The organism is Citrobacter sp. CK185, from assembly GCF_030333565.1.
Classification (GTDB): Bacteria; Pseudomonadota; Gammaproteobacteria; order Enterobacterales; family Enterobacteriaceae; genus Citrobacter_B; species Citrobacter_B koseri.
Window position 1 is genome coordinate 954258 of record NZ_JAOWFR010000026.1, and the last position, 12758, is coordinate 967015.

Annotated in this window: 15 protein-coding genes and 1 pseudogene; 4 read left to right on the forward strand and 12 right to left on the reverse strand. The window is 52.9% G+C overall.

The genetic code is table 11. The features are described 5' to 3' along the window. Nucleotides 1-3: 3 nt before the first annotated feature. Both OGV79_RS19185 and OGV79_RS19190 read right to left on the reverse strand, forming a co-directional pair. Nucleotides 4-276: a PTS sugar transporter subunit IIB gene (locus OGV79_RS19185; protein WP_024130155.1), complete on the reverse strand. Its 273-nt coding sequence runs from the start codon at nt 274-276 to the stop codon at nt 4-6. 82 nt (nt 277-358) lie between these two features. Beyond that, nucleotides 359-802, reverse strand: a complete 444-nt coding sequence (locus OGV79_RS19190) for a PTS sugar transporter subunit IIA (RefSeq protein WP_024130154.1) — start codon at nt 800-802, stop codon at nt 359-361. A gap of 250 nt (nt 803-1052) precedes the next feature. Here OGV79_RS19190 and OGV79_RS19195 point away from each other — a divergent pair, with 250 nt between their 5' ends. After that, nucleotides 1053-2072, forward strand: coding sequence for a LacI family DNA-binding transcriptional regulator (locus tag OGV79_RS19195; RefSeq protein WP_012131471.1), 1020 nt, complete (start codon nt 1053-1055; stop codon nt 2070-2072). Nucleotides 2073-2077: 5 nt separating this feature from the next. On the opposite strand, the gene yfcD is transcribed toward OGV79_RS19195, so the two are convergent. From yfcD to yfcF, 3 genes are read right to left on the reverse strand one after another with little or no spacing between them, the layout of a single operon-like run. After that, nucleotides 2078-2632, reverse strand: a complete 555-nt coding sequence (yfcD, locus tag OGV79_RS19200; protein ID WP_012131470.1) for an NUDIX hydrolase YfcD — start codon at nt 2630-2632, stop codon at nt 2078-2080. 55 nt (nt 2633-2687) lie between these two features. After that, the gene (yfcE, locus tag OGV79_RS19205) at nt 2688-3239 is read right to left on the reverse strand and encodes a phosphodiesterase (RefSeq protein ID WP_047462326.1); all 552 of its coding nucleotides are present in this window, start codon (nt 3237-3239) and stop codon (nt 2688-2690) included. 55 nt (nt 3240-3294) lie between these two features. Further along, nucleotides 3295-3939, reverse strand: coding sequence for a glutathione transferase (gene yfcF / locus OGV79_RS19210; protein WP_047462323.1), 645 nt, complete (start codon nt 3937-3939; stop codon nt 3295-3297). A 196-nt stretch (nt 3940-4135) separates the two neighbouring features. On the opposite strand from yfcF, the gene folX reads away from it, so the two are divergent. From folX to OGV79_RS19225, 3 genes are all read left to right on the forward strand, one after another. Continuing rightward, nucleotides 4136-4498 carry a dihydroneopterin triphosphate 2'-epimerase gene (gene folX, locus OGV79_RS19215; protein ID WP_012131467.1) on the forward strand — a complete coding sequence of 121 codons (363 nt, stop codon included), beginning with the start codon at nt 4136-4138 and terminating at the stop codon, nt 4496-4498. 19 nt (nt 4499-4517) lie between these two features. Then, nucleotides 4518-5411: a TIGR01777 family oxidoreductase gene (locus tag OGV79_RS19220; protein ID WP_110493998.1), complete on the forward strand. Its 894-nt coding sequence runs from the start codon at nt 4518-4520 to the stop codon at nt 5409-5411. Between the two features lie 70 nt (nt 5412-5481). Beyond that, nucleotides 5482-5994, forward strand: a complete 513-nt coding sequence (locus OGV79_RS19225) for a GNAT family N-acetyltransferase (protein WP_049008706.1) — start codon at nt 5482-5484, stop codon at nt 5992-5994. Nucleotides 5995-6091: 97 nt separating this feature from the next. On the opposite strand, the gene hisP is transcribed toward OGV79_RS19225, so the two are convergent. From hisP to purF, 7 genes and pseudogenes are all read right to left on the reverse strand, one after another. Then, complete coding sequence (gene hisP, locus OGV79_RS19230; protein ID WP_049008687.1) at nt 6092-6865, reverse strand: histidine ABC transporter ATP-binding protein HisP; 774 nt, start codon at nt 6863-6865, stop codon at nt 6092-6094. A 7-nt stretch (nt 6866-6872) separates the two neighbouring features. Next, complete coding sequence (gene hisM, locus OGV79_RS19235) at nt 6873-7589, reverse strand: histidine ABC transporter permease HisM (RefSeq protein WP_012131463.1); 717 nt, start codon at nt 7587-7589, stop codon at nt 6873-6875. Beyond that, complete coding sequence (locus OGV79_RS19240; protein WP_012131462.1) at nt 7586-8272, reverse strand: histidine ABC transporter permease HisQ; 687 nt, start codon at nt 8270-8272, stop codon at nt 7586-7588. The genes hisM and OGV79_RS19240 overlap by 4 nt, the downstream gene beginning before the upstream one ends. A 185-nt stretch (nt 8273-8457) precedes the next feature. Further along, nucleotides 8458-9240 carry a histidine ABC transporter substrate-binding protein HisJ gene (gene hisJ, locus OGV79_RS19245; RefSeq protein WP_286468809.1) on the reverse strand — a complete coding sequence of 261 codons (783 nt, stop codon included), beginning with the start codon at nt 9238-9240 and terminating at the stop codon, nt 8458-8460. 247 nt (nt 9241-9487) lie between these two features. Beyond that, nucleotides 9488-10270 carry a lysine/arginine/ornithine ABC transporter substrate-binding protein ArgT gene (gene argT / locus OGV79_RS19250; RefSeq protein WP_012131460.1) on the reverse strand — a complete coding sequence of 261 codons (783 nt, stop codon included), beginning with the start codon at nt 10268-10270 and terminating at the stop codon, nt 9488-9490. A 288-nt stretch (nt 10271-10558) separates the two neighbouring features. Beyond that, nucleotides 10559-11134, reverse strand: a pseudogene (locus tag OGV79_RS19255) (UbiX family flavin prenyltransferase); the annotation flags it as partial. A gap of 91 nt (nt 11135-11225) precedes the next feature. Continuing rightward, nucleotides 11226-12743, reverse strand: coding sequence for an amidophosphoribosyltransferase (gene purF / locus OGV79_RS19260; RefSeq protein WP_012131457.1), 1518 nt, complete (start codon nt 12741-12743; stop codon nt 11226-11228). Nucleotides 12744-12758 lie beyond the last annotated feature (15 nt).

Here is a 12758-nt window from a genome sequence, read left to right on the forward strand (position 1 = left end):
AGGTTATTGTTTGGCGAACCAGGCGCGCAGCTGCGCTTCAAGTTCATTAATATCGATAATGTTATTAATCACCACCAGCTGGCTTTCCGGCACGCTGGCGCTGGCGGCAATATCTTTCGCCATGACAAACAGATCCGCAGCGCCAGGCGTCGCCGAGGAGAGGTCGGAATGCTCAACATCGGCATCAATTTCAAGCTTCCTGAGCACTTTTTTAATATTCATTTCGACCATAAAACTACTGCCCAGGCCAGAACCGCAAATAGCCATAATTTTCATTATCATCACCTTCTTTTAAGTAGAGTACGACCGCATCACGCAGGCGCGTAATGTGTCAGGTAATTCGGAATGCGTAATTAAATTAGAAACGTGCGATTATTGTTTTTATTTCCTCCAGCGACTTCGCCTGATGTAATTTATCCATATCGTCATCGCTGGAAAATAACTCTGCCAGCGCCGAAATCATTTCAATATGGCTGTGTTTGTCGGGTGCCGCGAGCATCACGATGATATCCACCGGATCGAACTCGCCCGCCCCAAATGAGACACCCTGCTCCAGCTTTAACAACGACAAGCCTAATCCCTTTGCTCCCTCTTCCGGTCGCGCATGCGGCATCGCCAGACCCGGCGCCAGAACGTAATACGCGCCCAGCTTATGGTGCTGCTCAACAATCGCCGTCACATATTCAGGTGTGATAACGCCAGCATCCAGCAGCGGTCTGGCGCATATTTCCAGCGCCTGCGGCCAGTTTTCCACCCTCGCCTGCCGCATGATGGTTGCATCCGTTAGCCAGTGATTGAGCACATATCCTCCTCGCGTGATTGCCAGATATGAGCAAACTTTATTCAAGCGCTGAAACCTTATCTGTGATCATATTCACAAAGATAGCGCTATCAAAAGTTATCAGTCAGATATGTGATAGCGCTATCAAAATACAATCAACGCGTGAAATCACAGCCTTAAACCGGATTTAAGGCGTATACTGCTATTCCCGTGAAGCGATGAATGACAATAAAAAAACATCTCAATACGTTGTAATTGCGCAGGAATCTGTATGTCTATAACTCGAAAACGGCGTAGTACTGGTAAGGTGACCATCGCCGATGTTGCTCAGCTTGCCGGTGTCGGCACCATGACCGTGTCCCGTGCGTTACGCACGCCTGAGCAAGTTTCCGATAAACTCCGGGAAAAAATCGAAGCCGCAGTAAATGAACTCGGTTATATGCCCAATCTCGCCGCAAGCGCGCTGGCTTCCGCCTCGTCACGGACCATCGCGATGGTCGTCCCAAACCTCACGGAAGCCGGTTGTTCAGAAATGTTTGCCGGACTTCAGCAAGTTTTACAGCCTGCGGGATACCAGATTATGCTGGCGGAGTCCCTTCACCATCTCGAACAGGAAGAGAAACTGCTGGAGACGCTGCTGGCCTCCAACATCGCCGCAGCCATTTTACTCAGCGTCGAGCACAGCGACACGGTGCGTCACTGGTTAAAAAACGCGTCGATTCCGGTGATGGAAATTGGCGCCATTCGTACCGATCCGATTGATATGAATATCGGTATTGATAACGTCGCGGCAATGTACGAACTGACCGAAATGCTCATTCAGCGCGGTTATCAGAATATTGGCCTGCTTTGCGCCAATCAGGAGCAGTGGATCTTTCAACAGCATTTGCAGGGCTGGTACAAGGCGATGTTGCGCCACCATATGTCGCCCAATCGCGTGATTAACGCCGCCCTGCCGCCAAACTTTTCCACCGGCGCCTCGCAGCTTCCCGAATTTATTCTGGCGTGGCCCGAGCTGGACGCGCTGGTGTGCGTATCCGATGAACTGGCTTGCGGTGCGTTATATGAGTGCCAGCGCAGACGGATCAAAGTCCCTGACGATCTGGCGGTGGTAGGATTCGGCGACAGCGATGTGAGCCGGGTTTGTCAGCCGCCGTTAACGACAATGGCCGTACCGCATCGTAAGATAGGCCTTGAAGCCGGACGCGCGCTGCTGGAACGTCTGAAGGATGGCAACTGGAGCGATCGGAAACAGATCGCCTCCAGTTTATGCCTGCGGGATAGCTGTTAGAGACCTTATTCCGTCTCTTCTTGCTTCTCTTGCTTTGCCGATTCATTGTTGGCATTGCGGGTCATCCACAACGCCAGCGCTTTCAATGAGTCCGGGGTGAACTCATCGCAACGCGCCGTAATTTCTTCCGGCGTCAGCCAGCAGACTTCGCTGATCTCTTCTTCCTGAAGCGCGAATGGTCCATGAGAAACGCAGCTAAATAATCCGCCCCAGACACGGCAATTATCATCTTCAAAATAGAACTGACCGTGCTCAGCAAACGGCACGCCTGCGATACCCAGTTCTTCTTCCGCTTCACGTCGTGCAGACTCCAGCAGTTGCTCATCGGCCTGCACCACCCCACCTGCGGTGGCATCTAACATGCCGGGCAAAAAGTCTTTTGTCTCAGTACGGCGTTGAACCAGAATTTTGCCCATACCATCATGCACGACGATATACGTTGCACGATGACGTAAGCGCTGCGCTCGCATTTGCTCCCGGCTGGATTGCGCAATGACTTCGTTCTCTTCATTCACAATATCCACCCATTCAGTACTTGCCAAACGACGCTGTTCCACCATCAGGAAACCTTCTTTTTCTGGCGCTCTTACGGCGCATTTACAATTGTGGGGTAAATTACGGATTAATCGCGACCTGCGCAATGATACTTTGATCATTGAGTGCGATTACGCTCAAAACATTATCATCCAGAATGCCGTAGCTTGCTGCAAACCCACCTTTCGGGATGCTGACTGAGCCTGGATTAAAGTGATACAGCTCGCCGCGTTTTTCAGCGACCGGCAGATGAGTATGCCCATAAGCAAGAACGTCGCCCGCATTTAACGCGGGTACATTATCCGCCCCGAACAGGTGTCCGTGGGTCAGGAAGATGCGCCGGTTTTCCAGCAGCACTTGCTGCCACGGCGCGGTTATCGGGAAATGGAGCAGCATCTGATCCACTTCGCTGTCACAGTTTCCCCGTACCGCAATAATACGCGCCGCCTGCTCGTTCAGGCGTTCTGCCACCTGCGCCGGTGCGTAGCCTTCCGGCAGCGCGTTACGCGGCCCGTGATAAAGCACATCACCCAGTATCACCAGCCATTGCGCGCCACTTTGCGCAAACCGTTCAAGTACGCGCTCTGTCGCAGGTAACGAACCATGAATGTCCGATGCAAACATCAGTTTCATCACTCACTCCTCGTCATAAAAAACCGCTCTATGATACTGGATTATACGCGGATTATCAGCCTGAACGCTTTGCGGAAAGCGCAATAAAACGTTGAACGGAGGCGCGCTGCCACTGGAATGCTGCATATTCCGCCAGTGCCTCAGGAATCTCGTCGCCGTTCAGTACGAGGCGGTTAAGCATGAGCGCCAAATCGGTATCCGCAATACACCATTCGCCAAATAAATTCGGCTTACCGTGAGCGAGCAAACCACTGGCCGTCGCCACCAGTTTTGCCGCGCTCTCTTTCCCCGCTTCGCTCAACGGGCCTTTCCTGGCCGCCGCAAAGACCACATCCGTCGAACGTTCCTCGCGAATGGGCATTAAATCACTGCGTAACCACGCCTGAATCTGGCGCGCGCGGGCGCGTTTTTGCAGATCGTGCGGGTAGATGCGCTCCCACTGCGGCGGCGCAAAGCGATCTTCCAGATACTCGGTAATCGCCGACGACTCGCTAAGCTCAAAGCCATCGATTTCCAGCACCGGGACGCGGCGCGTTAACGCGTAGCCCTGCCATGAGGGCTGCAAATGCTCGCCGCTGCTCAGGTCAACGGTTTTGAGGCTAAAAGGCAGTCCTTTCTCCTGCAAGGCAACATAAACGGATAAGACGTAAGGAGAGAAAAAGTTAGCGTCTGACCAAAGCGTAATCTCGGGTTTGCTCATAATGTCCTCTTCGTTCTTTGGGCTTTCTCTCAAAATATAGAGTCTTTCGCATACTGTCACCTGATGAAAACTCATACTGAGCCCGACAACAGAACGCGCAAGACTGCGACCTTAGCAGAAGCCTGAGAGTCAGAGCGAATAACGCGGCCGGGTTCTCGTGTATCATGCAAAGGTTCAACCATGGAGGACGCCTGCAATGTCACAACCTGACGCTATTATTCGTATAAAAAACCTTCGTCTGCGCACGTTTATCGGTATCAAAGAGGAAGAGATCCTCAACCGCCAGGATATCGTTATTAACGTTGCCATTCACTATCCGGCGGAAAAAGCCCGCGTAAGCGAGGACATCAACGACGCGCTGAATTACCGCACCATCACAAAAAACATTATTCAGCATGTGGAGAGCAACCGATTCTCGCTGTTAGAAAAATTAACTCAGGATGTGCTCGACATCGCACGCGAACATCACTGGGTCACTTATGCTGAAGTAGAGATCGACAAACTTCATGCGCTGCGTTATGCCGATTCCGTCTCCATGACGCTCAGCTGGCGACGTTAAACGCTATCCGGGAGGAAACATGCAGATTCTGATTACCGGCGGTACTGGCCTGATAGGACGCCACCTGATTCCCCGTCTGCTGGAACTGGGGCATCAGGTGACGGTCGTCACACGGAGTCCCGATAAGGCGCGTCAGCTTCTCGACTCCCGGGTTGCGCTGTGGAAAGGGCTGGAGGACAGGCAAAACCTCAACGACATAGACGCCGTGGTCAACCTTGCTGGCGAGCCTATCGCCGACAAACGCTGGACCGCGCAGCAAAAAGAGCGTTTGTGTCAAAGCCGCTGGTCCATCACGCAAAAGCTGGCGGATTTGATCAACGCCAGCGAGACGCCCCCATCCACGTTAATTTCCGGGTCTGCCGCAGGCTATTACGGCGATCTGGGCGAAGTTGTCGTAACGGAAGAAGAGCCGCCGCATAACGAATTTACCCATAAATTATGCGCGCGTTGGGAGCAGATTGCCTGTAGCGCGCAAAGTGATAAAACGCGCGTTTGTCTGCTACGCACCGGCGTCGTCCTGGCACCGGAAGGCGGCATTCTGGCCAAAATGATCCCGCCGTTTCGCCTGGGGCTGGGAGGGCCAATTGGCAATGGGCGTCAGTATCTGGCCTGGATCCATATTGATGATATGGTAAACGGTATTCTCTGGCTGCTGGATAACGACCTGCGCGGTCCGTTCAATATGGTTTCGCCTTATCCGGTTCGTAATGAACAGTTCGCCCATGCGCTGGGTCATGCGCTGAACCGCCCCGCAATCCTGCGCGTTCCCGCGACCGTCATCCGCCTGTTAATGGGGGAATCATCGGTACTGGTGCTGGGCGGACAGCGCGCATTGCCAAAAAGACTGGAGGCGGCGGGGTTTTCATTTCGCTGGTACGATTTAGAAGAAGCGCTGGCCGATGTGATCCGTTAAACCATTCACCTGGTCACTGTAGCCATTCCGGTGGTAAGGTAGTATGCCTGACTTCTGGAATGGCGATTTTATGGCGATAATAACCACCTCCCGATTGACCCTCTCCCTTTTTCAACCTACTGACTGGTCCTTTTTTCTCGCACTGCGTGAAAACCCTGAAATCATGCGTTATATGGCTGATATCACGCCGGAAAAAGACACTCGCCTGCTGTTCGCCCGTCGCCTCGTCTCAAAGCATACCTTCGTCATCCGCCTGCATAACAGCGATAAGCCTTTGGGCGACATTGGCTTACAAATTAGCCACCATTATCCGCAGGAAGCCGATATCGGCTATACGGTGCTCCCGGAAGCGCAAGGGAGAGGGATCGCCACAGAAGCCTTATATGCCGTCTGCGATTACGCCTTTACGCATACCAGCGTGAAAGCGATAAACGCCTATGTGCTGGCAGAGAATCACGCGTCTGTGCGCGTGCTGGAAAAGCGTGGTTTTACGCGGACTCAGGTGCTGGAAAACGCCTATGAGGTGAACGGCATCCGGTATGACGAATGGGTATACCGTCTGGAAAGCGAAATGGGGCGATAATCGCCGGATGGCGGCGATGCTTTATCCGGCCTACGTGTCGGCCCGGTAAGCACAGCGCCACCGGGCAAAATTGTTTCTCTGAGCGACGGATAAACCGCTACTTCAGCGAGCCTTTCAGGAACTGTTGCAAACGCGGGCTTTGCGGGTTGCCAAATACCTGCTCTGGATCGCCTTCTTCTTCGATTTTCCCCTGATGCAGGAAAATCACATGGGTGGAAACATGGCGGGCAAACCCCATTTCATGCGTCACCACCACCATCGTTTTCCCCTCTTCCGCTAACTGCTGCATGATACGCAAGACTTCGCCTACCAGTTCGGGGTCAAGCGCCGATGTCGGCTCATCAAACAGCAGCACCTCAGGTTCCATCGCCAACGCGCGGGCAATTGAGACGCGCTGCTGCTGACCACCTGAGAGGTGTACCGGGTATTTTCCCTGCGCACGTTCATCAATACCGACTTTCGCCAGGTATTTCACCGCACGCTCGCGCGCTTCATGTTTGCTTAATCCCAGCACCTGAATCGGCGCTTCCATAACGTTCTCCAGCACCGTCATGTGGCTCCAGAGATTGAAGTGCTGAAATACCATCGTCAGGCGCGTACGCAGCAGCCGCAGCTGGTTTTTATCGGCGACCTTGAGCTGGCCGTCTTTATCACGCACCAGGGAAATATTCTGGCCGCTCACCACAATCGACCCTTCGCTCGGTTTTTCGAGGAAGTTAATACAGCGCAGAAAGGTACTCTTACCGGAGCCAGACGATCCGATAATACTGATCACATCTCCGGCGTTAGCCTGTAGCGATACCCCTTTCAGCACCTCATGTTCGCCGTAGCGCTTGTGCAAATCGATAACGTTTAATTTATTCTCAGACATCGTATTCTCAGTGCGTTGAAGAAGGTTTCACGTGCTGGAGCCAGCGCTTTTCCGCTTTACGGAACAGGCTAATCAGGACATACGAAATAATCAAATACAGCACAGCGGCAATGCCGAATGCGGTAAACGGTTGATAGGTTGCCGAGTTAATATCACGGGCGATTTTCAGCAAATCTGGCACCGTCGCGGTAAACGCCAGCGCGGTTGAGTGCAGCATCAGGATCACTTCGTTACTGTATGCTGGCAGCGCGATACGCAGCGCGGAAGGTAAAATAATACAGCGATACATTTTGAACGATGAGAAGCCATACGCCCGCGCCGCTTCAATTTCCCCGTGCGGTACTGAACGGATGGCGCCAGCGAAAATCTCCGTGGTATAGGCGCAGGTATTCAGCGTCAACGCCAGAACGGTACAGTTAAGACCGCTACGGAAAAACGCGTTGAGGAGATCGGTTCCTTTCACGATCTCCAGCGTGTACATCCCGGAATAGAACACCAGCAGTTGCACATACAGCGGCGTACCGCGAAAAACATAGGTAAACAACCAGATGGGGAACTGGATAAATTTGTTGCTGGAAACGCGGCCAATCGCCAAAAACAGCGCCAGAATGCCGCCCATCACCACCGAGGAGATCAGCAGCCACAGCGTAATGGCCACGCCGGTAAAGCGATAGCCATCGCTCCAGAGTAGGGATTTCCAGTACTCCTGAATAATCTCGATCACAGGTCAGCCCTCTTCACACCCACGGAGTAGCGGCGCTCGAGGAACAGCAGCACACCATTGGAAACCGTTGTAAATACCAGATAAATCAGCCCGCACACTACGGCGAAATAGAATGGCTCCCAGGTGCTCTTGCCGGCCAGCTGCGTGGCTTTGACCACATCTTCCAGCCCGAGCAGCGAAACCAGCGCCGTCGCTTTGAGGATAACCTGCCAGTTATTACCAATCCCCGGTAAGGCGTAGCGCATCATCGCCGGGAACATAATCCGCCGGAATATTTGCGAACCGGTGAAACCGAATGCCGTCGCCGCTTCAATATGCCCTTTTGGCACCGCCATAAACGCGCCACGGAAGGTTTCCGTAAAGTACGCGCCATAGATAAAACCCAGGGTGATAATACCGGCGACCATCGGATCAATATCAATCTGCCCTATTCCCATCGCGTCGGTCACCGCATTGAGCGCGATTTGCAACCCGTAGAAAATCAGCAGCATTAAAACCAGATCCGGCACCCCGCGAATCAGGGTGGTATAGCCTTCGAAAATAAGTCCCGTCACCCGGTTTTGCGAAAGTTTCGCGCCCGCGCCGACAAGACCGATCAGCACGGCCAGCACAACTGAGCTGAGGGCCAGCTCAAGCGTGACAAGCGCGCCCTGAAAAATAACACCTGAAAACCCGTACAACATGCTGCCTGTCCTGTCGTGTGTGGTGAGTAAGACGCCTCTTTTGATCTCAGTCGAACCGTTAAATGCCGGATGGCGGCTTTGCCTTATCCGACCTACAAAATCTCTGTAGGCCTGATAAGCGCAGCGCCATCAGGCATAAAATCAGCGCGTCAAAAATCTGCGGGCGTTATCTGCACCAGCGGCGATTAACCGCCGTAAACATCAAAATCAAAGTACTTTTTCGCCAGCTTCTCGTAAGTACCGTCAGCACGCATTTCCGCAAATGCTTTGTTCAGGGCTTCGCGCAGTTCGTTATCCTCTTTGCGCAGCCCCATACCCGTACCCACACCGAACAGTTTCTCGTCTTTCACCGACGGGCCGCCGAATTTGTAATCTTTGCCTACAGGCTGCTTCAGGAAGCCTTCGCTGGCTGCGACTTCATCCTGGAAAGCGGCATCGATACGCCCTGCCGTCAGGTCGGAATAGATATTGTCCTGACCCTGGTAAGAGACGATTTCAATGCCTTTCGGCGCCCAGTGCTCATTACCAAACGTTTCCTGCGTGGTGCCCTGCAATACGCCAACACGCTTGCCTTTCAGGGACTCAACGGTCGGTTGAATATCAGAATTTTTGGCGACGACCAGGCGAGAGTCTGCTGCATAGAACTTGTCGGTAAACGCGATTTCCTGCTGACGCTTTTCGGTGATGGAAAGCGAGGACATGATGGCATCGATTTTCTTCGCTTTTAACGACGGGATCAGCGCATCCAGCGGGTTTTCCACGAAGGTACATTGTGTATTAATGCGTTTGCACAGCTCTTTGGCCAGATCGATATCAAAACCGACCAATTCACCCTGTGCATTTTTCGATTCAAAAGGGGCATAAGTCGGATCGGTACCGATACGAACTTTTTGCGGAATGGCTGCAAATGCTGCGGTAGCACTGGAGAAAGCCAGGACCAGAGAAAGAGACAACACCAGTTTTTTCATAACTATCCTCAACAGACTGTCTTTTATAGGGGATCTTTACAGGACCAGGTGCAGTTATCGTGCCATTAATCGGGCCGACAAGGCAAAGCATTCTACCCTGTCAGCCGGTTTATTTTGCATGAAAAGCGCTTAAGTATGCATTTATGCTCATTTTGACAGCGACAAACGCACCATGATGGTGCAAATCTCTCATCACGCACCGTGATGGTTAACCAAAACGGTGCGCAACACTCCCCGCAGCAACCTGTCAGTCGCCGTAGACGTTAAAGTCAAAGTACTTTTTCGCCATCTTGTCGTAGGTGCCGTCAGCACGCAGATCGCTCAGCGCTTTATCAAACGCCGCTTTCAGCTCGGTATCGTCTTTACGTAAGCCAACCCCGGTGCCGTCGCCAAAGTACTTTTTATCTTTCACGGAAGGACCGGCAAACGCATAGTCCTTGCCCGCAGGCTGTTTGAGGAACCCTTCGCTGGCCGCAACTTCATCCTGCAATGCAGCATCAAGACGACCCGCCGTCAGGTCGGAATAGATGAGATCCTGGTTCGCGTAGGCCACAACATCCACGCCTTTGCTGCGCCAGTTATCATTCGCATAGGCTTCCTGAGTGGAGCCTTGCAGTACGCCAACGTGCTTGCCCTTCAGCGAGTCAATCGTCGGCTGGACAGATGAGCCTTTCGCGGCAATCAGGCGCGAGTCGGCGGCATACAGTTTGTCGGAGAAGGCAATCTCCTGCTGGCGTTTCTCGGTAATGGAGAGCGATGAAATGATGGCATCGATTTTCTTCGCTTTCAGGGAAGGAATCAGCGCATCAAAATCGCTACCGACCCAGGTGCATTTGATCTGCATACGCTTGCACATCTCATTGCCCAGATCGATATCAAAACCGACAAAATCCCCTTTGGCATCTTTCGATGAGAAAGGCGCATATGTCGCGTCTGTACCAATACGAACCGTCTGCGGTAGCGCTGCGTAGCTGGCCGCCGTTGCGGAAAGTCCTACCAGCAAAGACAAAGCGAGAACTGTCTTCTTCATACATAACCCTCAAGTGGCGTAATTTTATTATGTTTTGCATTGTGTTGTGTGTTTGCAGACTTTTTCATGCAGGTCTTATGCCATTTTCACGTCGGCGTCCCTATTTGACGTTAAATATGTTAATAAAACGTTGCAATATTGTCCTGATGTTGAAGATAGCAGGTATGACGGTTGAACCGCAGCGTTTCGGTCGCTTTTAGCGAATTAAATGTTGAGGATATGATCGCGGTTACAAAATTGCCCTGAAACAGGGCAATTTGTGCAAAAACGCACTGTGAACGGGCAGCGTTATGCACCCTGCCAACGGGTGAAAAGATCGTGCGGCAACGTGATATCAAACTGATCCAGAACTCGATTAACCGTCTGATTAATCACATCATCCAGCGTTTGCGGGCAATGATAAAACGCGGGAACCGGTGGCATAATAACGGCGCCAATTTCAGCCGCCTGAGTCATGAGGCGCAGGTGTCCTAAATGCAGCGGCGTTTCCCGCACGCACAACACCAGCGGGCGGCGTTCTTTCAGAACAACATCCGCCGCACGGGTGAGAAGTCCGTCAGTATAGCTGTGCACAATACCGGAGAGCGTTTTGATCGAGCACGGTAAAATCACCATCCCCGCCGTCTGAAAGGAGCCAGAAGAGATACTGGCGGCAATATCGCGCGCATCATGGGTGACATCGGCCAGAGCCTGCACCTCCCGCAAGGAAAATTCGGTTTCCAGCGCAAGCGTCTGACGCGCTGCCGGACTCATCACCAGGTGGGTCTCCACATCCGCCACGTCACGCAGAACCTGCAACAAGCGCACGCCATAAATCGCGCCGCTGGCGCCGCTAATCCCTACAATGAGTCGTTTCATGATTTTTGCCCTTTCTTGCGTCTGGGCTGACTTTGCAGGATTTTACGGGGCGTTGCAAGCAAGGGCGCGGATTGCGCGCCCTTGCCGGGAGGAGAGATTAACCTTCGTTATGCATTTCCAGGTTTTCCACTTCGTTCTGACGCTGCATCGCTTTGACGTCGTCATTACGCAGGGAATCCAGATAATCGAGATACTGCTGGTCAACGTCTTTCGTGACATACACGCCGTTAAAGACCGAACATTCAAACTGCTGAATATCCGGGTTCTCAGCGCGAACAGCTTCAATCAGATCGTCCAGATCCTGGAAGATAAGCCCATCAGCGCCGATGATCTGGCGAATTTCATCCACTTCACGACCGTGAGCAATTAGCTCATTTGCCGTTGGCATATCGATACCGTAAACGTTCGGGAAGCGAATTTCCGGCGCCGCAGAAGCCAGATAGACCTTCTTCGCGCCGGCTTCACGGGCCATCTCAATAATCTGTTCAGAGGTGGTGCCGCGCACGATGGAGTCATCCACCAGCAGGACGTTCTTATCGCGGAATTCAGCGCGGTTGGCGTTCAGCTTGCGACGCACGGACTTACGGCGCAACTGCTGGCCCGGCATGATAAACGTCCGGCCAACGTAGCGGTTTTTCACAAAGCCCTGGCGGTACGGTTTACCCAGAATGCGGGCGATTTCCAGCGCGATATCGCAGGAGGTTTCTGGAATCGGGATCACCACGTCGATATCCAGATCTTCCCATTCACGGGCAATTTTTTCGCCCAGCTTCGTCCCCATATTCACGCGGGCGCTGTAGACGGAAATTTTATCGATGAACGAGTCCGGGCGCGCAAAGTAGACGTATTCGAACAAACACGGATTGCTGACCGGGTTATCCGCGCACTGGCGGGTAAATAACTGGCCTTTTTCGGTGATGTACACCGCTTCGCCCGGCGCCACATCGCGCAAGAATTCGAAGCCCAGCGTATCAAGCGCCACGCTTTCGGACGCAACCATATATTCAGTGCGGCCATCGCCAATGTCGCGCTTGCCCAGCACCAGCGGGCGGATGCCGTTCGGATCGCGGAAAGCCACCATACCGTGCCCGATAATCATCGCCACACAGGCATACGCGCCGCGAATCTGGCGGTTGGTCGCGGCAATGGCGGCAAAGATGTTATCGGCTTCCAGTGGGTAATGACGGAAGTTATCCAGCTCGCTGGCAAAAATATTGAGCAGGATTTCAGAATCTGACGTGGTGTTGATGTGACGACGTTTTTCTTCAAACAGCTTTTTACGCAGCTCATGCGCGTTGGTCAGGTTGCCGTTATGAGCAAGCGTGATGCCATACGGCGAGTTGACGTAAAAAGGTTGAGCTTCGGAGGCGCTGGAGCTGCCAGCCGTTGGGTAACGCACATGCCCGATGCCCATATTGCCCTGCATACGCTGCATATGACGAGCTTCAAAAACATCGCTCACCAGTCCGTTTGCCTTACGCAAGCGGAAGCAGTTGTTGGCATCAATGGTGATGATGCCAGCGGCATCCTGACCACGATGCTGGAGCACCGTTAACGCGTCATAAATCGACTGGTTTACCGGCATAACACCGGCGATACCGACAATACCGCACATACGTCTTTTCCTCGT

What these genes read in the sequence shown, in the direction of transcription:
- OGV79_RS19195 (WP_012131471.1), top strand. Translation starts at nt 1,053, where the DNA reads ATGTCTATAACTCGAAAACGGCGTAGTACTGGTAAGGTGACCATCGCC.
- folX (WP_012131467.1), top strand. Translation starts at nt 4,136, where the DNA reads ATGTCACAACCTGACGCTATTATTCGTATAAAAAACCTTCGTCTGCGC.
- OGV79_RS19225 (WP_049008706.1), top strand. Translation starts at nt 5,482, where the DNA reads ATGGCGATAATAACCACCTCCCGATTGACCCTCTCCCTTTTTCAACCT.
- OGV79_RS19240 (WP_012131462.1), bottom strand. Translation starts at nt 8,272, where the DNA reads ATGTTGTACGGGTTTTCAGGTGTTATTTTTCAGGGCGCGCTTGTCACG.
- OGV79_RS19220 (WP_110493998.1), top strand. Translation starts at nt 4,518, where the DNA reads ATGCAGATTCTGATTACCGGCGGTACTGGCCTGATAGGACGCCACCTG.
- OGV79_RS19185 (WP_024130155.1), bottom strand. Translation starts at nt 276, where the DNA reads ATGAAAATTATGGCTATTTGCGGTTCTGGCCTGGGCAGTAGTTTTATG.
- hisJ (WP_286468809.1), bottom strand. Translation starts at nt 9,240, where the DNA reads ATGAAAAAACTGGTGTTGTCTCTTTCTCTGGTCCTGGCTTTCTCCAGT.
- purF (WP_012131457.1), bottom strand. Translation starts at nt 12,743, where the DNA reads ATGTGCGGTATTGTCGGTATCGCCGGTGTTATGCCGGTAAACCAGTCG.
- hisP (WP_049008687.1), bottom strand. Translation starts at nt 6,865, where the DNA reads ATGTCTGAGAATAAATTAAACGTTATCGATTTGCACAAGCGCTACGGC.
- yfcE (WP_047462326.1), bottom strand. Translation starts at nt 3,239, where the DNA reads ATGAAACTGATGTTTGCATCGGACATTCATGGTTCGTTACCTGCGACA.
- argT (WP_012131460.1), bottom strand. Translation starts at nt 10,270, where the DNA reads ATGAAGAAGACAGTTCTCGCTTTGTCTTTGCTGGTAGGACTTTCCGCA.
- yfcF (WP_047462323.1), bottom strand. Translation starts at nt 3,939, where the DNA reads ATGAGCAAACCCGAGATTACGCTTTGGTCAGACGCTAACTTTTTCTCT.
- yfcD (WP_012131470.1), bottom strand. Translation starts at nt 2,632, where the DNA reads ATGGTGGAACAGCGTCGTTTGGCAAGTACTGAATGGGTGGATATTGTG.